This window comes from Cellulosilyticum sp. WCF-2, from assembly GCF_003990395.1.
GTDB classification, from domain to species: Bacteria; Bacillota; Clostridia; order Lachnospirales; family Cellulosilyticaceae; genus Cellulosilyticum; species Cellulosilyticum lentocellum.
On the sequence record NZ_CP034675.1, the window covers coordinates 3,183,286 to 3,207,938 of the forward strand.

Below are 24,653 nucleotides of genomic sequence, written 5' to 3' on the forward strand. Positions count from 1 at the left end.
CATTTTCCTTGGGGGTGTCATGATGTCAAAAAAATCAACAACCGCTTTTATTTTATTTTGTTTCGTCATTATTTTATTAGCTTTTCCAAACTTATGTATCAATGCTGCTCAGCAAGGCCTTTTACTTTGGTTTAACAAAGTTCTTCCCTCCTTACTTCCTTTTATGATTTTAATCAACATACTTGTAGGTTTGGATAGTATAAAAAGCATAAGTAATCGTGCAACCTTTATTACATATAAGTTTTGGAACTTGCCAGGTAGTACTTTATTTGCCTTCATCATGGGACTATTAGCAGGTTATCCTATGGGAGGACGCATCATTAAAGAATTAGTTTCGTCTGGTGAATTAACCTCTCAGCAAGGTGAGAAAGCCCTTTGCTTCTGCAACAACTGTGGTCCACTTTTTATTGTTGGCACTGTGGGAACCACTATACTTGGTAATGTTAAACTTGGCTACTTCCTATTACTCATTCATATTTTATCTGCTCTTATAACAAGTCTCTTACTTAAACCAACTTATCCTTTGTATCCAATAAGATCTACTTCTCTGCAGATAGCTCCTTCAAGTAAAACTTTACCTTCATTGCTCAATGAAGCTGTTGCACACTCTATGGATACAATGACTTGTATTGGTGGGTATATTATTTTCTTTTCCGTTTTAGCTCATCTTATAACCGATACACTTCTATTAAAATGGTTATTCCACTTACCCCTTATTAATCAAATTTCTACTACAACACTTCAAGCTATACTTACCAGCTTCCTTGAACTCTCTAACGGCGTGAATGCTTTAGGTCAGATTTCGTCTCCCTATGCTCTAGCTTTACTTGCGGCTACTCTTGCTTTTGGAGGCTTATGTGTCTATTTTCAGACGCTTTATGTATTAGAAGGAACTCATTTTTCCACAAAACCTTACTTCTTTAGTAAATGCTTGCAAGCCATTATTAGTTTTTTATTAACCTGTGTACTTTATCCTTTTTTCTCTGTGTATACACAAGGAACAAAAATAGTTTTTAATCATACTTGGAGCTTTATTTTAATCGGATTTGTCAGTAGTTTTATTTTACTGACTCATTTTAATAAAAATATTCGTTCCATTTTCACTACTTTTAAAGAAAGTCATAGATCTTAATTCGTTTAATCTGTTAGTAAATAATAAAAAAGGAGCTAGTAGCTCCTTTTTTATTATTTACGTAATTTATTAAGTTCATCTAATAAAGCACTATTAAGAACTTTAATGTATGTTCCCTTCATACCTAAAGATCTTGATTCAATAACACCCGCACTTTCAAATTTACGAAGTGCATTAACAATTACCGAACGAGTAATACCTACTTTATCAGCAATTTTACTTGCGATTAAGAGGCCTTCACTACCGTCTAATTTTTCAAAGATATGGAAAATAGCTTCAAGTTCTGAGTAAGATAAAGTAGCAATAGCAGATTTAACAATAGCCACTCTACGTTCTTCCGCATCATTTTCATCTTTTAATGAAGTTAACATTTCAACTGCAACAATAGTTGCACCATACTCTGCTAAAATAAAATCTTCCGTATTAAATGAAGCTTCACTTTTTTCTTTATAAAGTACAAATGTACCAAGTCTTTGACCTGCTGCAATGATTGGAACGATACAAGCTGTATAATTAGCACTATTTGCAGCAGCTGGGAATAATGATTCTAAAGAAACACCTTCTTTAATATCCATAATAGTTAAGAATTCATCATTCACTGAGTAATCAATATAATTTTCTTCATTTGCAAAATTATGTGGAATGCCACTGTTTACACCTAATACTTTACTTTTTGTACTAACTACCATAGCATTAGCTTTCACTACATCACTAATCACTTCACAGATATCAGAAAAGATAACGCGGTCTGAGCCAAATCTTTGTAAGAGTCTATTTACTTTTCGCATTTTTTGTAATAATTCTTGAGACATTTTATGTCCTCCTTAGTTCTATTTGTACTTTTTATACTCTAAAGGTTTTATATACTTTAGTATGTTCTAAAAATTTTAAAATATACACTTTATCATTTAAAAAGACAAAGTTGTATTACAACTTTGTCTTGTACAAACAAATCTTAACATGATTTGACAAAAAACTCAATATACATTTGTAAACATTAATACTAAAAATATTTAACAAATTGTAAACTAATGCTTATTTTGTTTACCGTAGTTACATTTTGAATTGCGGCACACTATCTTTTTATTTTTACTATTTCCTTTTTCAATCAGTGCTTCTCCACATATTGGACACTTCTCTCCTGTTGGTTTATCCCATGACATAAACTCACATCCTTCACCATTATGTTCACATCCATAATAGCTACGACCTTTTTTAGTTTTCTTCATCAAAATCTTGCCATTACACTCTGGACAACTGATTCCAGTCTCTTCATACCATGGTTTAGTACCATTACATTCCGGAAAATTAGGACATCCTAAAAACTTACCGTATTTTCCGTAACGTACTACCATATGGGTGCCACATTTTTCACAAGGAATATCTGTATGTTCTGTTAAATCGATATTCTCTATCTGAGATTCCGCATATTCTACTGTATGATGAAAATGAGGATAAAAAGATTTGATAATTTCCTTCCATTCTACGTTACCTGATGCAATTTCATCTAAAATTCTTTCCATATTAGCAGTGAAATCTACATCTACTACTTCATCAAAATATTCTTTCATAATTTGATTAACAACTTCACCAAGTTCTGTCATATACAATATTTTGTTTTCTTTTACAATATAGCCACGAGCAAGAAGAGTTGTTATAGTTGGCGCATAAGTACTAGGTCTTCCAACACCATTTTCTTCAAGTGTTTTTACTAGTGTAGCTTCTGAAAAATGAGCAGGTGGTTGTGTAAAGTGTTGGTTAGGAATAATACTACCACAAACTAATTGTTCCCCTTCTTCCACCTGGAATTTTGCTTCCTTCTTAGCTTTTTCTTCACCTAAATTATAAACCTTAATAAAACCATCAAATAACTCTATTGAATAAGAAGCTTTAAACTCATAATCTCCATTTTGAACTCTAATCGAATAAGTTTCATATTGTGCAGGAGCCATCTGACTTGCCACAAAGCGGTTCCATATAAGTTGATATAATCTAAATTGATCTCTCGATAAATACTCTTTGATTTCATTTGGCTCATATTCCATATAAGTCGGTCTAATTGCTTCATGGGCATCTTGAATATGTGCCTTTTTAGCTTTCTCTATTTGCTTTTTAGCACCTAAATACTGTTCTCCATACTTTTGTGTAATATAAGTAGTCGCCTCTTCTTTAGCTTTGTCTGCTATTCTAATAGAATCTGTACGGATATAAGTAACAACACCCACCTCTTTTTTTCCTACTTTAATGCCTTCATAGAGTTGCTGTGCAATATTCATGGTCTTTTGGGTGGAAAATCCTAAATGTTTTGCTGCCTCTTGTTGTAAAGTACTTGTTGTAAATGGCAATACAGTATTTTTAACTCTTGTACCTTTTTTACTACTTACAACTTGAAAATGACCTTTTTTACAAGCTTTAACTATTTTCTTTGCTTCTTCTTCATTATTAATGTCACATTTTTCATTTTTATAAGTATCTAATTTTGCTTCAAATGTTTTACCCTTACCCTGTTGTAAATTAGCCGTAATGCTCCAGTACTCTTCTTCAACAAATTCTCTGATTTGTTTATCACGATCGCTAATTAATCTTAAAGTCACTGACTGCACACGTCCAGCACTTAAACCTTTACGTACTTTCTTCCATAGAATAGGACTAATCTCATATCCTACTAAACGATCTAAAACACGTCTTGCTTGTTGGGCATCTACTAAATCTGTGTTAATATCTCTTGGGTGCTTAATGGCTTCTTTAACAGCCTGTTCTGTAATTTCATTAAAAGTAATACGACATACTTTTTTCTCCTGCAATTTAAGCGCATGATATAGATGCCATGAAATGGCTTCACCTTCACGGTCAGGGTCAGTCGCAAGGTAAACACATTTAGCATTTTTAACATCTTTTCTTAATTTCTGTAATAGTTCCCCTTTACCCCTTATGGTAATATATTTAGGTTCATAATTATTTGCTGTATCTACACCTAATTGACTTTTAGGTAAGTCTCTTACATGTCCAATTGATGCTTCTACTTTATAGTTTTTGCCTAGAAAACGGCTAATTGTATTTACTTTAGCTGCTGACTCCACAATTACTAAATTATCAGCCATATTTGCCTCCTCATTAAACACGTACATATCTTTCCCCTGGTAATCTCTTTATAAGCCCTTTTATTTCTAATTGTAATAAACCTTTATAAATACTTTTATAGGAAAGCTGTGTGCTATTTACTAATTCATTTAAAAAAATTGGTTCCTGACTTACATAAGCATATACTATCCTTTCCTCTTGTGCAAGTTCATAATGCTTTTTAGTTTTATTTTTCTTTATTTCTTCGTATTTTATTCTTAAATCAAAAGGAAGTTCTTCTATTACATCTTCTACACCGGTAACACACTTAGCACCTTTTTTAATAAGTTCATTGGTTCCTAAACTTAATTTTCTAGTAATATTACCTGGTATAGCACATACGTCTCTACCGTAATCTAGAGCTAACTGCGCTGTAATTAAAGAGCCGCTTCTTATATTAGCTTCTGTTACCACCACACACATAGACATACCGCTAATAATACGATTTCGTTTTGGAAATTGATAAGGTCTAGGTTCATGATCCAAATCATATTCAGAAATAATGCACCCTTTGCTTAAGATCTCTTCATATATTCTTTGATTACAAGCTGGATAACATATATTTAATCCATTTCCTAATACAGCAATGGTCATACCACTCTTTAAAGCACCATAATGAGCTGCTGCATCAACTCCCATAGCCATACCGCTTATAACCGTTATACCCCCTCCTGCAAGCTCCTGTGCTAATTGAACCGTTACACTGTAACCATACTCTGAACAATTACGAGATCCTACTATTCCAATAGTAGGTGAATTCAACAGCTGATCATTACCTTTTATATAGAGCAACATAGGTGAATCTGGGATATACCTTAAATATTCCGGATATCCTTCATCCAAATAATCTACTAATTTTACTTGATTGCTTTCATAACGCTTTATTCGCTCTTCTAATACATCTGTAAATAAAGGAGACTTTTTAATACGCTGAACAATTTCTCCTTGCCATCCTTTACACATGTATTCCTCCTGAGACGCCTTATAAATAGACTCAAAAGACTGAAAACATGTCACTAATTCCTTCTTAATCACTTCTGGTAATCCTATTTCATGAAACCAGATACTATATATTTTACTCATAAAATCACCACTTTGTCCATTATTAAATTTTCGAATAATTAAGTTTATTATTTTAATTTTTTGTCTATACTCCAATAAATCTCTTTGATTAAAGAAAGGATACCCTAATGTTCTGTAAATTAAACAGTTACTCATTAAATGGTATAGATGCCTTACCGATAGAAGTAGAAATTGACCTACATGATGGTCTTCCAGGATTTGATATTGTTGGTCTCCCTGACTCCGCAGTCAAAGAAGCCAAGGAACGGGTTAAAAGTGCTCTAAAAAATAGTGGCTATAAATTTCCTATCTGTCATATCACCGTTAATTTAGCACCAGCTGACATCAAAAAAGAAGGAAGCTTGTATGACCTTCCTATTGCCTTAGGTTTATTATGTTGTTTAGGAGAATTCTCACCAACAAACTTAGAACACAAATATTTTATAGGTGAACTTGCTTTAGATGGTACACTACGTAGTGTTAGAGGATTATTACCCTTATTATGTGAAGTAAATCAATCTGATGAATGTATTATTCCTATAGGAAATGAACCTGAAGGAAGTTTAGTTCCTAGCACCATTATTAAACTAGCTAGACATCTAAATGAAGTGGTTGACTCTGTAAAAGGCAACCTTCATTTACCTTTATGTAGCAAACAATCTTCTCATTTACCAGAGTTAACTCACTCTATAGATTTTGCTGATGTCAGAGGTCAAGAAGCAGCCAAAAGAGGTCTTATGATTGCTGCAGCTGGTTATCATAATACTCTTTTAATTGGCGCTCCTGGTTCTGGCAAAACTATGCTTGCCAAAAGACTTCCTACTATTCTTCCTCCTTTAACCGAAAAGGAATGTATAGAAGTCACGAAGATTTATAGTGTTGCACATCTCCTAGCAGACTGTGAAATTATAAAGAATCGTCCTTTTCGTTCTCCCCATCATACCATCTCTCCATTAGGTTTAACGGGTGGAGGTGCTCATCCCAAACCAGGTGAAATGAGCCTTGCTCATTTAGGTATTCTTTTTCTAGATGAACTCTTAGAATTTAATAGGCACACATTAGATTTGCTACGCCAACCTATAGAAGAACATCGCATCGTTCTTTCTCGTGCCCAGTTGACCCTTACCTACCCTGCTAACTTTCTATTCCTTGCTTCAACGAACCCTTGTCCTTGTGGTTACTATCCAGATACACAAAAATGTAGTTGTAGCTTATCTAGTATAAAAAAATACTTATCTAAATTATCAGGTCCTCTTATTGACCGTATTGACATTCATTTAGAAACCCATGTACCTTCTATTAGCGAATTTAAAGACACTCTACCTCTTTCCTCAAAAGAAATGGCAAAAAAAGTAATGTTAGCCCATAAACAACAAACTATTCGTTACCAAGACTATCCTTTTGATTATAATAGTCAAATTCCTCCTTCACTGATTAAGCGTTTTTGTGCACTTACATCCGAGGGAGAAACTTTGTTAAATCAGTGGTTCTCTCAAACTAAAGCCAGTATCCGTGCTTATGATAAAATTTTGCGTCTTTCACGTACCCTTGCTGATTTAGAAGAGGCAACTCAAATTACCTCAACTCATATTGCTGAAGCGCTTCAATATCGCTTACTAGACCGACACTTTTGGGCATAAAAAAAGAGTTATTAAACCTATAATAACCCTTTATCTTTTTAACTTTTTTATATTTTCTAATTCTGTAATAAATTCATCAATACAAACAAATTGTTTATAAACAGATGCAAATCGAATATAAGATACCTCATCTAGATTTTTTAAAGCTTGCATTGTCATTTCACCGATTTCAGTAGAAGAGACTTCTTTTTTTTCACCATTACAAATCTGATTTTCAATGGTATCTACTAAATCCTCAATTTGCTCAATAGAGATATTTCTTTTATTACAAGAACGAAGTATTCCTTTAAACAACTTATCTCTTTCAAATACTTCTCTACTCTTATCACGCTTAATCACAACTAGAGGAATGGATTCTATTTTTTCATATGTAGTAAAACGCTTGTTGCAGCTTTCACACTGTCTCCTTCTTCTAATAGAATCATTTTCATTAACAGGTCTAGAGTTTAATACCTTAGAGGTACTATACCCACAATATGGACACTTCATGATGTTGACTCCCCCTTTTATATATATGACAAGATTATCACAATACGAAAATAAAAGTCAATACTCACTTACTTTTAAACATTCTTCACCTATCTCTTTTACTTTCTCTAAAGAATAGCATATTCTGGATGCTTGCTAAACCCCCTATTATCTTTCCTCATTCAGGTACAATTAATTTATTAATTGTACCTTTTTCCTATATCATTTGACATCACATAGATAACTCAGCCTTAGATTAGATTTTTATGTTTCATATCTACTATACGTAGCCTCACTAATCCTCTTCCCTTAAATATATTTCTTCATATGTTTAAGGGCCGTTTTTTCTAATCTAGAAACCTGTGCTTGAGAAATACCAATTTCATTAGCTACCTCCATTTGTGTTTTACCCGCGAAGAATCTCAGCATCAAAATTTGCTTTTCTCTATCATTAATACGTTTCATTGCTTCTTTTAATGCAATATTCTCTAACCATATGTCATCTTGATTTTTATCATCACTTACTTGATCCATAATATAAAGTGTATCACTTTCATCATGATAAACTGGTTCAAAAAGGGAAATAGGATCTTGAATAGCATCTAATGCAAATACAATATCTTCTTTTTTTATACCTAATTCATCTGCAATTTCTTGAACTGTAGGCTCCTTAGCGTTTTTTCGTGTTAATTGTTCCTTTGTTTGAAGGGCTTTATAAGCTGTATCTCTTAGAGAACGACTTACTCTAATGGCATTATTATCTCTTAAGTAACGTCTAATCTCCCCAATAATCATAGGTACTGCATAAGTAGAAAACCTTACATTTTGCGTAACATCAAAATTATCAATAGCCTTAATAAGGCCTATACACCCTACTTGAAATAAATCATCTACATGTTCACCACGATTATTAAATCGTTGAATAACACTTAGTACAAGCCTTAAATTACCCCTAATATATTCTTCCCTCGCTTTATTATCTCCTTGTTCAATAAGCTTAAAAAGTGTTTCTTTTTGCTCGTTTGTCAAAATGGGTAACTTAGCTGTATTAACTCCGCATATTTCTACTTTATTTATAGCCATATCTATTGCCTCCTAGGAATACTATTTAAGCATAGGTAAAGTCAATAAATATGTTCTCCATTAACGTTAGAAATATACTCTCTTTTAACTCATTCTATTAATTTCCTTTTTTAATCTTAATATAATTTTCTTTTCTAGTCTTGAAATATAAGATTGAGATATTCCCAATAAATCAGCCACTTCTTTTTGTGTCTTTTCTTTTCCTTGAGGCGTAAATCCAAATCTTAATTCAACAATCTCTCTTTCACGATCCGTTAACTTAAGTAGTGCTTGTTTAAGTAACTTTTTATCAACTTCTTCTTCAATATTCCGATAAATAATATCAGGTTCTGTCCCTAATATGTCAGAAAGGAGTAATTCATTCCCATCCCAATCTACATTTAAAGGTTCGTCGATTGATACTTCTGTTTTAAGCTTATTGGTACGCCTTAAAAACATTAAAATCTCATTTTCAATACATCTAGAAGCATAAGTTGCCAACTTAATTTTTTTGCAAGGTTTAAAGGTATTAATGGATTTAATAAGACCAATTGTTCCTATTGAAATTAAATCCTCCATATAAATACCTGTATTTTCAAACTTTCTGGCAATGTATACAACTAGGCGCAAATTTCGCTCAATTAAAGTTGTTTTAATCGCTTTAATCTCTTCTTCTTGCTCTGCAAATTCTATTAGCTTTTGAATAAGAATTTCTTCTTCATCTCGCGATAAAGGTGGTGGTAACACCTCACTTCCACCAATATAATGAACTGCTTTTCTCCTCCTTAGCAAAAAGCTATACCACAGCTTCCTCCATTTCTTCTTAATCTTTTTTAATATACTATTAATATACCTAGTCATTATCCAACCTCCCCTATAATATATTCTGGATGTAATAGTGCTTTATAACTATGATCATTGAAAAGAGGCATTTGTACTATGCCAATAATGCATTTATTAAAATGCCTTTGTGTAGACATTTTTTCAAGAATCATTTCATCAATTTCTACGCCTAAAATCATACCGGATTCACACCCTATACTATTAAACGGAATAAGATGTTTAATTATATTATCATCAAGTTGCTCTAACTCTACTAAATGATCTGAAAACCTTTCGAAAAACTTCTGCTCTTCTTCTGTGAAAAGCCCTTTAACCATATCATATTCAACTACGATAACCGGTCGATGCGTAATTGGTGTGTATAAACAGTTTCCTGTATCTAGTAATGCCCTTAACATAACTTTCCTATCTTTTTGAATGAATTGAAGTTGATATTCAAAAGTAGGTAAAATAAAACGCCTTCTTATATAATAAAAAGATGTATAAAAAGTGAAACCCATTGTTACGCCTATACCTATAAGCATGAATATATTGAGTTCACTAATAGCTCTACTATCATAGCCCAACATATACCATAAACTAAAAGTAGTTCCTCCTAACAATGCAGCTACTAACATTGATAATAAATAATATATAAACAATTGTTTGATATGAATAGGTCTAAAAATATAAAGAATAGGAAAAACAGGAATAAAAAATGAATAAATGCTATAAGGTACATACTGCAAAAACGGGACTACGATTAACATACAGTACAAAACAGCTGCAAATAGGCCTCCTGCTATCATCCTTTTTACCTTAACAGGCTGATTAATAAGCATGGACACAATCCAGAATATAATTGTATCCATAATAAAATTAATACAAAATAAAACATCCATGTAAACAACATACATATGTACACCTCATCTATAGCTTTTTCCTTAGACATTCTCATTTTAAAGGATAAGGCTTACAAATTTTGTAAAAACTCTAGAGTGAATAAAAAAAAAGATACGACAATATCGTATCTTTTTTGAATGTTTTTATCGATTTCTTCTTAAGAATTGAGGAATTTCCACTTGAATATCTTTAATCGGTGTAAACTTTGTTTCCTCTACATGAGCTGTAGTTGCTTTTTGCGTTTGTACTGGCGTTTCTTCTTTTGTTGCTTGAACTGGTTTGAATGTATTAAGACTTACATCATGATTTTGAAAGTCTGTAGCAATAACTGTAATAATAATTTCTTCACCAAGATTTTCATTAATAGATGTACCAAAAATAATTTCAGCATCTGGATCAACAGCTTCTCTAATAAGCCCCATACCTACATTAGCTTCCATCAGTCCTAAAGACTCACCACCACACATATTAACAAGTACACAACGTGCACCATCAATGCTTGTATCTAGTAAAGGACTACTAATTGCATATTTAACAGCTTCTTCTGCACGATTTTCGCCTGTTGCGCGTCCAATACCCATATGGGCTACACCTTTATTATTCATAATTGTACGTACGTCTGCAAAATCAAGATTAATAATACCTGGGTTTGAAATTAAATCTGTAATCCCCTGTACACCTTGTTGTAATACATCATCAGCTTTACTGAATGCATCCACCATCGTTGTCTTCTTATCAATAACTTGTAAAATTTTATCATTTGGAATAACAACTAAAGTATCTACATTTTGCTTAAGCTCTGCAATACCTTTCTCTGCATTAATCATTCTTTTGCGACCTTCAAAACTAAATGGCTTAGTCACTACACCAACTGTTAAAATACCTTCTTCTTTTGCAATACTCGCAATAACTGGTGCTGCACCTGTACCTGTACCACCGCCCATTCCGGCTGTGATAAATAGCATATCTGCGCCTTTAATAGCTGTTAGTATCTCCTCACGACTTTCCTCTGCTGATTTTGTACCAATTTCTGGATTAGCGCCTGCTCCAAGTCCACGTGTCATTTTTTCACCAATCTGAATTTTGGCTGGTGCACCTGATCTAGCCAGTGCTTGATGATCTGTATTAACAGTAATAAATTCAACACCTTCAAGACCTTTTTCAATCATTCTATCTACAGCGTTATTACCGCCACCACCTACACCAATAACTTTTATTTGAGCACCTTGTAATTCATTTTCCCATATTTCGAGCAAAGTAGTCTCCCCCTTTATCTGAAGTATCTTTATTTATTTTTAGCCTTATCTTTTCTATGTAATGGGATTTAAAAAAGCTTCACCTCTTTTTGCAAAAGTGCTTAAATCTAAAATACCCATATTATACTCTGCATGAACCTTGATAAGTACTTCGATTTTTTTGTCAAAATCACTTATATCACCCATTATAACATTTAACTTATCAACATACAAGTGAATTTCTTCTAGGTTGTATACATCAATTTTACTCACTTCTTTTATATACTGATGCTTTTCTAGATAACGTATAACTTCTGTTGCACAAAGCCACTCTTCATTATTCTGGATAGGTAGTACTTCTCCTATTTTGAAACTTTCAAACTTTAATCCCTGAATAATCGGAAGTTCATGATACATTTTAGGACTTTGCTCAATAACCTGTCCATTTTCATTTAAACAAATATAATTTCCCGAAAACTCAACATATGCAAATGGTGACTTTTCTACAACATCTATTTCCAATTTACCAGGAAAAATATAATTAAGTTTTACCTCTTTTATATATGGCAATTCTAAGAGCTGCTTCTTTGCTTCATTAAAAGATAAATCAAAAAAATGCTTTTTTTGAATACCTGCTGTTTGTATAATATCTTCAGCTGTATAGAAATGATTGTTCTTAACTTGTATCTCATTAATATAAAAAATAGGCATCATAAAAAATAGGAGCAATATTAGCCCTATTATGATGCCTATATACAGTTTTCTTTTCTTCTTTTGTTGTTCCTTTTTCAACTGTAACTACTCCTTCTCTTGTATCTGTGCACCTAGAGAGCTTAAATCAGTTACTATATTTTGATAGCCTCTTTTGATATAGTGGATTTGATTTACAATGCTATAACCTTCTGCAGCTAGGCCCGCTAAAACAAGCGCAGCCCCTCCTCTTAAATCAGTAGCATTAACCTTTGCTCCCATCAAATGTGTAGGCATAATATAAGCCTCATTGTCTTCCACATGAATTTTAGCACCCATCTTCATTAATTCATAAGCTGGTTTAAAACGTGCTTCAAATAAATTTTCTTTAATTCTACTTGGCGACTCACAAGTACAAAGGAGTGCCATCATTTGCGATTGCATATCTGTCGGATAACCTGGATAAGGCTCAGTGATTAATTCTATACCCTTTAAATGAGTAGGTGCCATTAAACTTACTTCTTTACTGCTCACCTTAATATGGCACCCTACTTCCTCTAACTTTTTAATAATTGTATCTAAATGTTCAATGCGTATGTCTTTTAGGGTAATATTTCCTCTGGTGATCGCTGCCGCCACCAAATACGTACCTGCTATGATACGATCTGGAATAACACGGTAGTTAACACCACCTAATTTTTTTACCCCTTGAATCTTAATCATTTCTGTCCCAGCTCCAGTAATATTGGCACCACAAGCCACAAGAAAATCTTGTAAATCAACAATTTCTGGTTCTTTAGCTGCATTATAAATCGTCGTATTGCCTTGTGCAAGCGTAGCAGCTAACATAATATTTTCTGTAGCTCCTACACTCGGTAAAGCAAGAGAAATCTCAGCGCCGTGAAGGTTTGAACTTTTACAAATAATTGTATCTTGCTGCTCTGTAATATGAACTCCCATTTGCTTTAATGCACTAAGATGTAAATCAATAGGTCTTGCACCTAACTGACAACCACCTGGTTGACTAATACGGGCTTCCCCGCATCTTCCTATTAGGGCTCCTAGTAAAATAATGGACGAACGCATTTTTTTGACTAATTCTTCACTAATGTCACAGTTCTGCAAAGTACTTGTATGAATCATCAAGTTCTCTTGTTCCCATTCTACTTTACAACCTAATTGCTTCAATATTTCTATCATGATCTCCACATCTAATATCCTAGGACAATGTTGAAGATAAGTTATATTCCCACTTAGTAAAGTCGCTGCAATAATAGGAAGAACTGCATTTTTACTGCCATCTATACACAGTTCACCTTCTAGACGCTTACCTCCATGAATAACATACTTACTCATTTAAGAGCACCTCCTGAAATAGGTAAGCTTCTATAAAACCATATTATTCCAAGAAGTAGAAATATGTGACTTATTACTTTTGCAGCTTTTCAATATCGGCACTTCTAGAAATATTAAGTAGAAGTCCCAATGTTGCTAAAAGTACTACTAAAGCTGTCCCTCCATAACTTACAAGTGGTAACTGCATACCTGTAGTAGGCAATGTATTCGTATTAACAGCTACATTAATAATTGCTTGAATCCCAATCATACTAGTAATCCCAATTGCCATTAAAGAACCAGAAAAATCTGGTGCCCGCATGGCTATAGCCATTCCTCGTATAACAATAACAGCATAACCTAACATTAAGAGAAGTGCCCCCACTAACCCTAATTCTTCACAAATAACAGCAAAAATAATATCATTATAGGGTTCCGGTAAAAAGCCTAACTTTTGTACACCTGAACCTAGGCCTACTCCAAATAACCCCCCGGATCCTACTGCTAATAATGCTTGTATCGGTTGATACCCATCTTCCGTAGGATCTGTCCAAGGATCTTCCCATACTCTAATTCTATCCAAACGATAGCCTGGTAAGATTTTATTGATAATAGGGAAATTAGGATCTTCACCTTTTGGTGTTACAGAAGCCAAGTAACGCACACCAAAAATCAGCCCCACACCTAATGCTATCAATAATAAATAGTATCTCACCTTGCCTGTACAAGAAAACATAATAACTGCTCCAATACCACCAATAACGAGTCCAGAGCTTAGATTTGTTCCTAATACAACTACTACACCTGTTGGAATAAGTACAAGTAACCAGCCCTTTAATATGTTAATGGGCCGATTCATATCCCTCTTATTTCTAATAATAAAGGAAGTCAGCATAAGGACAACTGCTAATTTAACAAACTCAGATGGTTGGATTTGTATACCTCCTATTTGAATCCAACGTTTTGCACCATTAGCTTCAATACCAATCACCTTTACACTAGCTGCCAAGAGAATACTTCCCCAGTAAAAAAGGCGTACTAAATTACGATTTGTACAGATATGATAATCAAACTTAAAGCTAATCCATAACATCGCTATGATCCCTACAGCCCCCAATCCAAGCTGTTTAATAGCTAATTTAGTAGGTGCCCACCCTTTGCCTGTACAATAATTGAAGCTCGCACTATACACCATTACAACACCAAAAGCTACAATGATTAAAATAATAGCCATTAACACAAAATCTGGTGTACTTTGTTCTTGCCTTTTTCTTCTTTTAGTAAGGTTAGTTGACCTAATTGTTTCCATCATCTCACCCTTCCAATTGCATTACAGTTTCTTTAAAGAGCTCTCCTCTTTTTTCATAGCTTTCAAACATATCCCAACTTGCACATGCTGGCGATAGGAGGATACATTCATTCGCCTTACTATCATTATAAGCTGCTTTGATAGCGTCCTCCAAAGTTTCGAAAGTAGCTACCTGTGTAAAGCCTTCTTCTAGACATTCCTTTACAATTTGCTGTTTTGTTTCACCAATAATATAAACTTTCTCTACTAAACCGTTAAAGTGTTTAATCCAGTCTTTAAAACTTGTTTGTTTATCCATTCCCCCAGCAATCAAACGAATAGGTTTGTTTAAGCTACTTAAACCTACTAGCCCTGCAATAGCTGCATCTGTGTTTGTTGCTTTAGAATCATTAAAGAAATCTACACCCCTCTTTGTCAATACATATTCTGTACGGTGCTCTACACCTTTAAATGTTGTTAATACTTCTCTAATTAAATTTCCAGGTACACCAAAGGCGGCAGCCATAGCTATAGCTGCTAAAGCATTTTCTACATTATGAGTGCCCTTAATATGCAAGTCTTCTATTTTACAAATTGCATGAGCCGTTCCATGAACATTTTCATATAAGGTGCCAGCTTGTACATACGCACCACAATCAGGTATTTCTTGAAGAGAAAAACTCATACACCTTGCTTTTACCTGTTTTTTTGCTTCTTCATAATAGTGATCTTTAGTGTTTAAAAGACTATATCCTTCCTCTGGTTGATTTTTAAAAATATTATATTTACAAGCACAATAATTTTCCATTGTATGATGTCTATTTAAATGATCGGGTGTAATGTTAAGTAATGCACTGATAAATGGATGGAAGGTATCAGCTGTTTCTAGTTGAAAACTGCTTACTTCTGCTACCACAATGCCATTTTCAGGTATTTGGAGCACTTCTTCACTAAAAGCCCTTCCTATGTTTCCCACCACATAAGTAGACGGATTGTATTTCTTCATAATTTCTCCTACTAAAGTGGTTGTCGTTGTTTTACCATTTGTTCCTGTAATAGCAATAATGGGAGCCTTGCAGTACCATGAAGCAAATTCAAATTCTCCTGTAATCTTTTTTCCTAGCTGTTTAGCTAGCTGAACTACTTCAATCTCCGGAGAAATCCCTGGGCTCATCACCACAAGGTCAAATGCTTTAACATCAGGCATTTCTCCTAATGTATACATTATTCCTTGTGATTTAAGCTCATTAATGGTTTGTTTAGCTTCTTCTTGCCATGATTCATAAGGTTTACCATCATAAATACAAACCGTCGCACCTTTTTGATGTGCTAACTTAGCAGCACCAATACCACTTCTGGCATTACCCACTACTAAAACATTTTTTCCCATGATTTCCACGTTACTTTCCTCCCTATAAGGCAATAAGCCCAATTAAACACATAATGGCAGTAATAACAGAAAAAACTGTTACAACCTTTGTCTCTGGCCATCCTCCTAATTCAAAATGATGGTGAATAGGTGCCATTCTAAACAAACGTTTTTTTGTTTTTTTGAAATATGCCACTTGTAAAATAACAGAAATATTTTCTACTACATAAATAAATCCTACTATTAAAATAAACAACGGCATTTTCATAACAAAAGCGGTAGCAACCACAAAACCACCTAATGCAAGAGATCCTGTATCCCCCATAAATACTTTAGCAGGATAGCTATTGAATAATAAAAAGCCCAGTAAACTTCCTACTGCCGCTGCTGCAATAGGTACGACATTACTTTGAATTCCCCATGCAATAGCTGCAAAATAAGTAGCAACTAAAACAGTTACTCCTGAAGCTAAGCCATCTAAACCATCTGTTAAATTAACTGCATTAACTAGCCCCAGTACACCTACTACTAAAAATGGCCAATATAAAACACCCATATCCCACTCACTTCCGCCTGTGAATGGTAGAATAATGCTAGTGCCTAACCCCACATAATTCGCTAGTAAATAAGCAAAAATACAAGTTACAATCAATTGTCCTATGATTTTTTGCATAGCTGTTAAACCTAAAGAACGCTTTTTTACAACCTTAATATAGTCATCTATAAATCCAATAATACCAAAACCTAAAGTTACAAATAAAATAGTTTGAACCTCTTTATTATTAACGATAAATAATAAGCTTGTTAAAACAAGGCTAGCCAATATGATAATACCACCCATTGTTGGGGTCCCTGACTTTTTAAGGTGAGAATTAGGTCCATCGGTTCTTACATTTTGCCCAAATTTTAATTTTTGTAATAATGGTATTACAAAGGGGCTCATTACAATATTTAAAAAGAATGCAATTAAAACCGCATATAATGCTTCATTTTTCATCTCACTTCACCTTTCTTACTGCTTCAAGCATTTCTTCAAAATGCATCCCTCTAGATGCCTTAAATAAAACGGTATCTTCTGCTTGAAGTTCCCTTTGCATTACTTCAATAAACGCTTCTTTCGTTGGATAATAAAATGTTGGTGCACCTTCTTGTTCTTTAGCACCCATAAAAATATATTCTGCCAGAGTCCCTACTGCATAAACTCTGTCAATCCCTATTTCAGCAGCAAATGCTCCTACCTTTTTGTGAAGTTCTGGGGCAAATTCTCCCATTTCAAACATATCACCTAACACTGCTATTTTTCTTCCCTTTGTATCATAATCTTTAAGTACCTTAAGGGCCGCCTCCATAGAGTCAGGACTAGCATTATAAGTATCATCAATAACTGTTATTTGATTATCATAAGTTTCAAGATGCATACGCATTTTTGCTGGTGCATAGCTTTCTAATCCCTTTTGAATTTCAGCTTTACTTAAACCTAAATATTGGGCGACAGCAATAGCAGCCAGTGTATTATATACCATATGTTCTCCTAATGCCTTAATACGTATGTTGCACTTATACTGCGGTGTTGTCACTATTGCAGTAGTGTATTCTCCTTCATTGGCAATAGCCTCTGCATAATAATCATTACTTGTATTTAAACCGTAAGTCACCTTATTAAAAGGTAATTCACCCACTGTACTTAAAAGGTCATTATCACCATTAAGTACTAATAAGCCCCCTGGCATCAAACCATCTAATATTTCAAGCTTTGCTTTTAAGATACCTTCTCTACTTCCAAGATTTTCAATATGTGAGGTTCCCACATTAGTAATAACTGCCACTTCTGGTGCTGCTGCTAAACTCAATCGATGAATTTCGCCAAAATGATTCATTCCCATTTCGATAACAGCAGCTTCATGTGAAGCATCCATTTTAAATAAGGTAAGTGGCAAACCTATTTCATTATTGAAATTACCATCCGTCTTATGCACATGCCACTTGCCACTTAAAACAGCCGCAACCATCTCTTTTGTACTTGTTTTTCCTACACTACCTGTAATTCCTACAACTGGTACTGTAAATTGATTTCTATAATAATGTCCTAGAGCTAGTAACGCTTGTCTCGTATCCTCTACCTTAATAGTCCATAAACGGGGGTCAATCACTTTATCCTCCATAGTTAAGGTGGCAATTACTCCTTTTTCGTATACACTTTTAATAAACTCATGTCCATCAAAGCGATCACCTTTCAGTGGTATAAATAAACCATTTGTCACCTGACTTCTTGAGTCAGTTGTAATCACCTCAATAGGTTGTTTTATTAAACCTTCTTGAATACATTTGCCTCCTACAGCTGATATAATGTCTTGTATATCTAATTTCATTCTATTTCCCCCTGTAGATACGCATTAACAATTTCACTATCATCAAAGTGGATAATTCTATCTTTTAAAATTTGATAATTTTCATGACCTTTGCCTGCAATCAGTACAACATCTTCAGCTTTTGCTTCACTTAATGCCATTTCAATAGCAGCCTTACGATCTTCAACTTTAACATAATTATCTGTTATTGCCTTAACACCCACTTCTACTTCGTCTAAGATCAGAAGCGGATCTTCAGTTCTTGGATTATCAGAGGTAATAAAAACATGATCGGAATAAGTGGCAGCAATTTTTCCCATAATTGGCCTCTTTGTTTTATCACGATCTCCCCCACAGCCAAATACTGTGATAATATGACCTTGTGCAAATTCTTTTATAGTTGATAAAACATTTTCTAAGCCATCGGGTGTATGCGCATAATCAACTAATACACTATAACCTTTGATAGATTTAAAAGCTTGCACCCTGCCAGGAACACCTTTTGCTATTTTTAACGTTGCAAGAATATGTGTCATTGGAATTTCTAATGCACGAGCTGCTGCAATAACTGCTAATGTATTATAAACAGTAAATTTACCTGGAATAGGCACATCAACCTTAAAGGTTCCCTGGTCACACACTAAAGTATATTCTACACCTGCAGCAGTTATTATTACATTTGTTGCTTTGTAATCTGCATCCTTGTCAATGGCATACGTTACAAGATTACATGTAGCACCTTTAATAATTTCGTTTATATAATCACTATCTTTATTAACAATACCTGTTTCACACATAGTAAAAAGCTTTGCTTTAGCTGCAGCATAATTTTCCATCGTTTGATGAAAATCTAAATGATCTTGAGTAAGATTCGTAAATATACCCACTTTAAAATCAGAACCTGCTACACGACTTAATGCTAAAGCATGTGAAGAAACTTCCATTAAAGTTGTGTCTACTTGACTTTCTACCATCTTTTTAAATAAAGCTTGTAAATCTAAAGATTCTGGTGTTGTACGCTCAGCTTTTAAAATTTGACTTCCTATACGATTTTCAATCGTTCCAATAATTCCTATTTTTTTATGATAAGCTTCTAGAATCTGTCCTAATAAAAAGGTAATACTTGTTTTACCATTAGTTCCTGTTACACCTACAAGTTCAAATTGCTTTGATGGATGTCCATAGGCATTATTCGCTACTAATGCCATAGCTAGCCTTGTATCCTCCACCTTAATGATTGTAACATCTTCTTTTATCTCTACATCTTTTTGTACTAAAATAGCTTTTGCACCATTTGCAATGGCCGCCTCAATAAATTGATGGCCATCGGTTTTAAATCCCTCTATAGCAATAAATAATCCCGCATTTGTCTTGATACGTGAATCATAAATCATATGGTCAACTTCCTGATGTTCGTTACCTTTTACACATACATAATTTAGTCCCGTTAATAGTTTACTTAGTTCCATGGTAACCCTCCTTATTCATTTCCTAGTTATTATAGCACGACTCATTCAGATAAAAAAGTCATCTAGTCTGTATAAAGAATAATTTTCGTCGTTTTGTTAATGACCTCTCCTTCTAAAGGAAATTGATTAACAATTTGACTTCCTTCTCCTTCAATTCGAATCGCAACTCCTTGCTTTTCCGCTAGGCTTTTTGCTTCTGTAACTTTTATTCCCACAAAAGAAGGTACCATTACTTTCTGAACTTCATCCAACTTCTGTTCTGTCTCTGAATAAGTTGGTTCAACCCCTAAATAAGGAAGCGCATTAGATAAAACTTCTTTCATAACAGGTCCTGCAATAGTTCCACCATAATAAGTACCTTGGGGCTCATCAATAATCACCAGTGTCATTACCACTGGATTTTCAGCTGGCGCAAAAGCCAGAAAAGAGGCTGTATATTTTCCTGAACCACGGGGTAATTTTTGTGAAGTAGCAGTTTTCCCCCCTATACGATAACCAGGAATATAAGCTTTCTTACCTCCTCCTTCAGAAACAACGCTCTCTAGGATCTTTTTTAGGCGCTCACTTGTTTCACTCGAGATAATTTGTTCACCTTTAGCATATTCAAAGGTTGTCAATACTTCCCCCCTATCATTAACAATCTCTTTACCAAAATGTGGCGTTACTTTATAACCACCATTAACAGCTGCTGCACCTGCAGATAAAAGTTGCATAGGTGTAATTTGAAAAGATTGCCCAAAAGACATGGTTGCTAATTCTACAGGTCCAATATTACTTTTATTATGTAAGATTCCTACTGCTTCCCCAGGCAAATCGATGTTTGTCTTGGATTTGAAGCCAAATTTTATCATATAGTCGTAAAATTTACTAGCACCAACACGTTCTGCCACCTCCATAAAAACTGGATTGCATGAATTTTGAACCCCCTGCACAAAATTCTCGGCGCCGTGAGAACGTGGACTACGCCAGCATTTGATGGTTCTTCCAGCTACTACTTTACTTCCTGAACAGTTAAATTGACTATTCTCGCTTACCACATTCTCTTCAAGTCCCATGGCTGAAGTAAAAATTTTAAAGGTAGATCCTGGTTCATAGGTATCATTAATGGTGAAGTTTCTCCACATTTGATTTAAGAATTCTTGCTTTTCTTTTGATGAGTATAAATCCCAATTATTCGCTATAGCTTCATTGTTAATGGTAAAAGGTGCATTAAGGTCAAAGTCTGGTTTTGTAGCTAATGCATAAATTTCTCCATTTTGGGGATTCAACATAATAATAGCCCCTCTTTTAGCTCCTTTCATCTCCACAGCTTTTTCTATAGCTTGTTCAGCATACTCTTGCAAAGTTAAATCTAGGGTTGTTACAAGGTGATTGCCATTTTCCGGATTAATCCTTACCTCAACTTCTTCCTCTCTTCTCTCACCCTTACCATTGGTTTCCATTAAGATTTTTCCTGGAATACCCTTCAGATAACTATCATACTTGACCTCTAACCCAATAATGCCTTGATTATCTTTTCCTACAAACCCTAATGTCTGCGAAGCTAATGTATGGTAAGGATAATAGCGTTTTGAATCTTCATCTACTTTCACACCTGATAAATTCAGGCTACGAATTTCATCTGCCAAACTTTTTTCTACCTTTGTAGCAATACGCATGAAAGCTACTCGCTTTGTCACCTTCTTATAAACTTCATCGTAGTCCATATTCAAATGCTCAGATAATACTTTTGCAACACGTTCTGGTTCCGTAATTTGTGCATGTACTACACCAATAGTAGCAACTGAAGCACTTTTTGCAAGTACATTTAAATTCCGGTCATAAATATTTCCTCTAGTGGGAGTAATGGCTCTATTTCTCGTTTGCTGTTCATCTGCTAGTTCTTGAAGTTTTTTTCCTTCTATAACTTGTACATAAGCTAAGCGCATACCCATTCCTAAAAGACCTAATGTAAAGCAAAGCATTATAATCAGCATTCTTCTCTTTAAAGCAAGAGAAACATCATTTTGCATAGAAAAACTCCTCCTTTAAAAGTTGTCTTACCTAAAGTGTATTTTAAAGGAGGAGGCATTATGCCATTATTCAGTTGTTTTTACGATAATCTTATTATTTTTTTCTATTTTTGTACCAGCTTTTGGCATTTGACTCGATATACTTCCTGAGATAGTACCTTCAATTACAAATTTACCTTCTACTAATGTCTGTGCTTCTTCTATTGTTTTTCCTATCAAATCTGGAACCTCTTCTATTTGATCCATTTGGTTAGTTTTTAAATAAAGTTTTACACTTCCACCTTTATTCCATAAAGACTGAGCCTTTGGTGCTTGATCTATAACCTCACTACCTACACCAACAAACTCATAGTCTAACTCATTTTGCTTAAGAATCTCTACCGCTTCATAAATATTTTTATTGGAAACATCAGGTACTACACTTACTGTACTTGCTGCATTCTCAGCGCTAACATTCAGCTCAATATCTAAATAAGGTAAAATATTTTCCATCATTTCTTTAAAAGCAGCTGAAGGAGCACCCGTTTTATCAGGTAAACCATCAAAAACAACTAATCCTACAACTTCAGGTTTACTGATAGGTGCAGCTCCAATAAAGGAAACAACATATTCATCTTCTGGACGCTCTAACTTGCCGTCAACATTCACCCGCTTTTCACCAGTTCCTGTTTTCCCACCAATATCATACCCTGAAATAGCCGCTGCTGTACCAGTTCCATCCTCTACTACCTTTTTCAAATAGCTCGTCACAAGAGTAGAAATCTCAGAAGAAATAACCGGACGACGTACTGCCTTTTTCTGATTAAGAAGTTCTTCACCGTCTTCATTTATAATATTAGAAACTACATAGGGTTCCATAAGATACCCACCATTAACGACTGCTGAAAAAGCTGTAATAAGTTGCAACGGCGTAACTGTCAGGTTTTGCCCCATTGAATAAGTTGCTTTATCCACAACATTTAATTTCTTGCCTAGTAAGCCAACTTCTTCTCCAGCTAACTCAATACCTGTCTCCTCGCCAAAACCAAAGCGCTTAATATACTCTAAGAAAACATCATTATCCATACCGCTAGTAAGCTCCATCATTCCCACATTACAAGAGTTGGCTATTACCTCTTCCAGAGTTTGTACACCATGTCCACCAGTTTTCCAACAGCTAATTCTTGTATCTGCTACAACCTTATATCCTGGACAATTGTAGGTTTCATCCCCTTTAATAACACCTTCTTCTAATGCCATTGCCATAATAATGGGTTTCATAGTAGAACCGGGTTCATACATATATTGCATGGTATGATTTTTCCACGCCTCTAAAAGCTTTTCTGTTTGTTTATCTAAAGACAACCCTTTCCAAGTACTGGCTCCTAATTGTTCACTTAAATCATTATATGTATTCGGATTATAACTAGGATAGGAATACATACTATAAACCTCACCTGTATTAGGATTCATTATGATTGCAGATGCATTAATGGGATTATACTGCTCAATATATTTTTCCATAGTTGTGGTTACATATTGTTGAATCACTTCATCCAAAGTTAAGGTAATCGTACTTCCCGCTTCTGCATCTTGTAATTGTCTTGTGATAATTTTAGAACCTTCCATCTGTGAAAATTCTCTACCTGGCTTACCTGCCAAATAGGATTCATACTGTTGTTCTATACCGTATTTTCCTTCTTCATTTTTATTAAAATAGCCTAATACTTGTGCAGCCAACTCACCTGCTGGATACTTTCTTACATAAGTTCTATCTAATGCTACTCCTCCCAAACCTTTAAGAGGCTCTGCTTTTTCAGTAGATATTCTTTTAGCTAGAATATAATATTTTGAATTAGGTCTTTCATTAACGATGTTTCTTATTTCATCGACTGTTTTGTCTACCTGTTTAGCTAATGTAGCATATAATTTTTCTTGTTGTTCTTCTTTAAGCGTTAGAATATCTTTAGGGCTTAAAATAACATTATACGCCAAAACACTTGTAGCCAATGTCTTATGATTTCGATCTACAATATCACCACGCTGAGCTGCTATAATAGATTCACTTCTGGTCATATTACTTAAAGCACCCTTGGTATATTCTTCCCCTTTAAAGATTTTAATACTTGTTACTTGCCAACCTAGAAATAAAAAAACACCAAAGAAGCATATATTCAAAATAACAATACGCCTGTTCAGGTGTTTTCTAGTCACTAGGTTATGCTTTTTCTTTGCTCTTGTCCGTTTTTTCATCTTTCTACCTACTTCTTTACTTCTCGTATGAGGTATAACTCTCTTCTGGTAACTCAATATAAACGATTTGATGTGGTAAAGGCTCTCTCATACCAAGTTCATTTGCTGCACGTTCACGTATATAATCTAAGTTAAGCTTTTCTGATATCGTCGCTTGTGTTTCACTAATAGCACTTTTTACTGCTATCATATTATTTTTTAATTCAATCAGTTGACCTTGTTTGGCGCGAAGCGAAGCATAACTATTAATATAAAGAAAGGCACTTGTAAATAAAACAACACCACAAAAAGAAAGTTGCATACCAAAAGCAATATCTAATTTTTTCTTTTGAGCTTTTCTTGGACGTTTTAATGGCTCAGTACTTGGTACAGGACTAATAATCGGCTGTTCATAAGCCCGCGCTGTACTATCATACTGATAATTATACCCCTTCTTAAACTCCTTTGCCATACTTCACCCCTCCAA

The 24,653-nt window shown here is 34.4% G+C and carries 20 protein-coding genes; 2 read left to right on the forward strand and 18 right to left on the reverse strand.

All coding sequences use genetic code 11. The features are described 5' to 3' along the window. Positions 1-22 precede the first annotated feature (22 nt). Positions 23-1,132, forward strand: a complete 1,110-nt coding sequence (locus tag EKH84_RS14270; protein ID WP_127066818.1) for a hypothetical protein — start codon at positions 23-25, stop codon at positions 1,130-1,132. Between the two features lie 53 nt (positions 1,133-1,185). Here EKH84_RS14270 and codY read toward each other — a convergent pair whose 3' ends face one another. The 3 genes from codY to dprA all read right to left on the reverse strand — a co-directional run bounded on the left by codY (position 1,186) and on the right by dprA (position 5,335). After that, entirely contained in the window at positions 1,186-1,944 is a 759-nt protein-coding gene (gene codY, locus EKH84_RS14275) for a GTP-sensing pleiotropic transcriptional regulator CodY (RefSeq protein ID WP_013657321.1), read from the reverse strand. A 216-nt stretch (positions 1,945-2,160) separates the two neighbouring features. Then, positions 2,161-4,233: a type I DNA topoisomerase gene (gene topA / locus EKH84_RS14280; protein WP_127066819.1), complete on the reverse strand. Its 2,073-nt coding sequence runs from the start codon at positions 4,231-4,233 to the stop codon at positions 2,161-2,163. A gap of 13 nt (positions 4,234-4,246) precedes the next feature. Further along, on the reverse strand, positions 4,247-5,335 hold the full coding sequence (gene dprA / locus EKH84_RS14285; RefSeq protein WP_190283336.1) for a DNA-processing protein DprA: 1,089 nt from the start codon (positions 5,333-5,335) through the stop codon (positions 4,247-4,249). Positions 5,336-5,442: 107 nt separating this feature from the next. Here dprA and EKH84_RS14290 point away from each other — a divergent pair, with 107 nt between their 5' ends. Next, complete coding sequence (locus tag EKH84_RS14290; protein ID WP_127066821.1) at positions 5,443-6,954, forward strand: YifB family Mg chelatase-like AAA ATPase; 1,512 nt, start codon at positions 5,443-5,445, stop codon at positions 6,952-6,954. A 30-nt stretch (positions 6,955-6,984) separates the two neighbouring features. Here EKH84_RS14290 and nrdR read toward each other — a convergent pair whose 3' ends face one another. The 15 genes from nrdR to EKH84_RS14365 form a co-directional block, all read right to left on the reverse strand. Beyond that, positions 6,985-7,443, reverse strand: a complete 459-nt coding sequence (gene nrdR, locus EKH84_RS14295; RefSeq protein WP_013657325.1) for a transcriptional regulator NrdR — start codon at positions 7,441-7,443, stop codon at positions 6,985-6,987. Positions 7,444-7,731: 288 nt separating this feature from the next. After that, complete coding sequence (gene sigG, locus EKH84_RS14300; RefSeq protein ID WP_127066822.1) at positions 7,732-8,505, reverse strand: RNA polymerase sporulation sigma factor SigG; 774 nt, start codon at positions 8,503-8,505, stop codon at positions 7,732-7,734. Positions 8,506-8,589: 84 nt separating this feature from the next. Next, on the reverse strand, positions 8,590-9,345 hold the full coding sequence (sigE, locus tag EKH84_RS14305; protein WP_207669742.1) for an RNA polymerase sporulation sigma factor SigE: 756 nt from the start codon (positions 9,343-9,345) through the stop codon (positions 8,590-8,592). Next, complete coding sequence (locus EKH84_RS14310; RefSeq protein WP_127066823.1) at positions 9,345-10,223, reverse strand: sigma-E processing peptidase SpoIIGA; 879 nt, start codon at positions 10,221-10,223, stop codon at positions 9,345-9,347. Before EKH84_RS14310 ends, sigE begins: the two co-directional genes overlap by 1 nt. 129 nt (positions 10,224-10,352) lie before the next feature. Continuing rightward, positions 10,353-11,465, reverse strand: a complete 1,113-nt coding sequence (gene ftsZ / locus EKH84_RS14315) for a cell division protein FtsZ (protein WP_013657329.1) — start codon at positions 11,463-11,465, stop codon at positions 10,353-10,355. Positions 11,466-11,519: 54 nt separating this feature from the next. Continuing rightward, the gene (locus EKH84_RS14320) at positions 11,520-12,236 is read right to left on the reverse strand and encodes a cell division protein FtsQ/DivIB (RefSeq protein ID WP_127066824.1); all 717 of its coding nucleotides are present in this window, start codon (positions 12,234-12,236) and stop codon (positions 11,520-11,522) included. Between the two features lie 6 nt (positions 12,237-12,242). Continuing rightward, positions 12,243-13,490 (reverse strand): UDP-N-acetylglucosamine 1-carboxyvinyltransferase, encoded by a 1,248-nt coding sequence (gene murA / locus EKH84_RS14325; protein ID WP_127066825.1) that lies wholly within the window; start codon positions 13,488-13,490, stop codon positions 12,243-12,245. Positions 13,491-13,563: 73 nt separating this feature from the next. Then, positions 13,564-14,778, reverse strand: a complete 1,215-nt coding sequence (locus EKH84_RS14330) for an FtsW/RodA/SpoVE family cell cycle protein (RefSeq protein WP_127066826.1) — start codon at positions 14,776-14,778, stop codon at positions 13,564-13,566. Positions 14,779-14,782: 4 nt separating this feature from the next. Continuing rightward, positions 14,783-16,147 carry a UDP-N-acetylmuramoyl-L-alanine--D-glutamate ligase gene (gene murD / locus EKH84_RS14335; RefSeq protein ID WP_243118678.1) on the reverse strand — a complete coding sequence of 455 codons (1,365 nt, stop codon included), beginning with the start codon at positions 16,145-16,147 and terminating at the stop codon, positions 14,783-14,785. 22 nt (positions 16,148-16,169) lie between these two features. Beyond that, positions 16,170-17,123, reverse strand: coding sequence for a phospho-N-acetylmuramoyl-pentapeptide-transferase (gene mraY, locus EKH84_RS14340; RefSeq protein ID WP_013657334.1), 954 nt, complete (start codon positions 17,121-17,123; stop codon positions 16,170-16,172). Position 17,124: 1 nt separating this feature from the next. Next, complete coding sequence (locus EKH84_RS14345; protein ID WP_127066828.1) at positions 17,125-18,495, reverse strand: UDP-N-acetylmuramoyl-tripeptide--D-alanyl-D-alanine ligase; 1,371 nt, start codon at positions 18,493-18,495, stop codon at positions 17,125-17,127. Then, positions 18,492-19,943, reverse strand: a complete 1,452-nt coding sequence (locus EKH84_RS14350; RefSeq protein ID WP_013657336.1) for a UDP-N-acetylmuramoyl-L-alanyl-D-glutamate--2,6-diaminopimelate ligase — start codon at positions 19,941-19,943, stop codon at positions 18,492-18,494. Before EKH84_RS14350 ends, EKH84_RS14345 begins: the two co-directional genes overlap by 4 nt. A gap of 62 nt (positions 19,944-20,005) precedes the next feature. Continuing rightward, positions 20,006-21,955 carry a penicillin-binding transpeptidase domain-containing protein gene (locus tag EKH84_RS14355; RefSeq protein ID WP_127066829.1) on the reverse strand — a complete coding sequence of 650 codons (1,950 nt, stop codon included), beginning with the start codon at positions 21,953-21,955 and terminating at the stop codon, positions 20,006-20,008. A 66-nt stretch (positions 21,956-22,021) separates the two neighbouring features. Next, on the reverse strand, positions 22,022-24,187 hold the full coding sequence (locus EKH84_RS14360; RefSeq protein WP_127066830.1) for a penicillin-binding transpeptidase domain-containing protein: 2,166 nt from the start codon (positions 24,185-24,187) through the stop codon (positions 22,022-22,024). Between the two features lie 16 nt (positions 24,188-24,203). Continuing rightward, complete coding sequence (locus tag EKH84_RS14365) at positions 24,204-24,638, reverse strand: hypothetical protein (protein ID WP_127066831.1); 435 nt, start codon at positions 24,636-24,638, stop codon at positions 24,204-24,206. Between the last annotated feature and the right edge of the window lie 15 nt (positions 24,639-24,653).

Coding starts and splice junctions, on each gene's coding strand:
- EKH84_RS14270 (WP_127066818.1), top strand. CDS start 23: ATGTCAAAAAAATCAACAACCGCTTTTATTTTATTTTGTTTCGTCATT.
- codY (WP_013657321.1), bottom strand. CDS start 1,944: ATGTCTCAAGAATTATTACAAAAAATGCGAAAAGTAAATAGACTCTTA.
- topA (WP_127066819.1), bottom strand. CDS start 4,233: ATGGCTGATAATTTAGTAATTGTGGAGTCAGCAGCTAAAGTAAATACA.
- dprA (WP_190283336.1), bottom strand. CDS start 5,335: ATGAGTAAAATATATAGTATCTGGTTTCATGAAATAGGATTACCAGAA.
- EKH84_RS14290 (WP_127066821.1), top strand. CDS start 5,443: ATGTTCTGTAAATTAAACAGTTACTCATTAAATGGTATAGATGCCTTA.
- nrdR (WP_013657325.1), bottom strand. CDS start 7,443: ATGAAGTGTCCATATTGTGGGTATAGTACCTCTAAGGTATTAAACTCT.
- sigG (WP_127066822.1), bottom strand. CDS start 8,505: ATGGCTATAAATAAAGTAGAAATATGCGGAGTTAATACAGCTAAGTTA.
- sigE (WP_207669742.1), bottom strand. CDS start 9,345: ATGACTAGGTATATTAATAGTATATTAAAAAAGATTAAGAAGAAATGG.
- EKH84_RS14310 (WP_127066823.1), bottom strand. CDS start 10,223: ATGTATGTTGTTTACATGGATGTTTTATTTTGTATTAATTTTATTATG.
- murA (WP_127066825.1), bottom strand. CDS start 13,490: ATGAGTAAGTATGTTATTCATGGAGGTAAGCGTCTAGAAGGTGAACTG.
- EKH84_RS14330 (WP_127066826.1), bottom strand. CDS start 14,778: ATGGAAACAATTAGGTCAACTAACCTTACTAAAAGAAGAAAAAGGCAA.
- murD (WP_243118678.1), bottom strand. CDS start 16,147: ATGGGAAAAAATGTTTTAGTAGTGGGTAATGCCAGAAGTGGTATTGGT.
- mraY (WP_013657334.1), bottom strand. CDS start 17,123: ATGAAAAATGAAGCATTATATGCGGTTTTAATTGCATTCTTTTTAAAT.
- EKH84_RS14345 (WP_127066828.1), bottom strand. CDS start 18,495: ATGAAATTAGATATACAAGACATTATATCAGCTGTAGGAGGCAAATGT.
- EKH84_RS14350 (WP_013657336.1), bottom strand. CDS start 19,943: ATGGAACTAAGTAAACTATTAACGGGACTAAATTATGTATGTGTAAAA.
- EKH84_RS14355 (WP_127066829.1), bottom strand. CDS start 21,955: ATGCAAAATGATGTTTCTCTTGCTTTAAAGAGAAGAATGCTGATTATA.
- EKH84_RS14360 (WP_127066830.1), bottom strand. CDS start 24,187: ATGAAAAAACGGACAAGAGCAAAGAAAAAGCATAACCTAGTGACTAGA.
- EKH84_RS14365 (WP_127066831.1), bottom strand. CDS start 24,638: ATGGCAAAGGAGTTTAAGAAGGGGTATAATTATCAGTATGATAGTACA.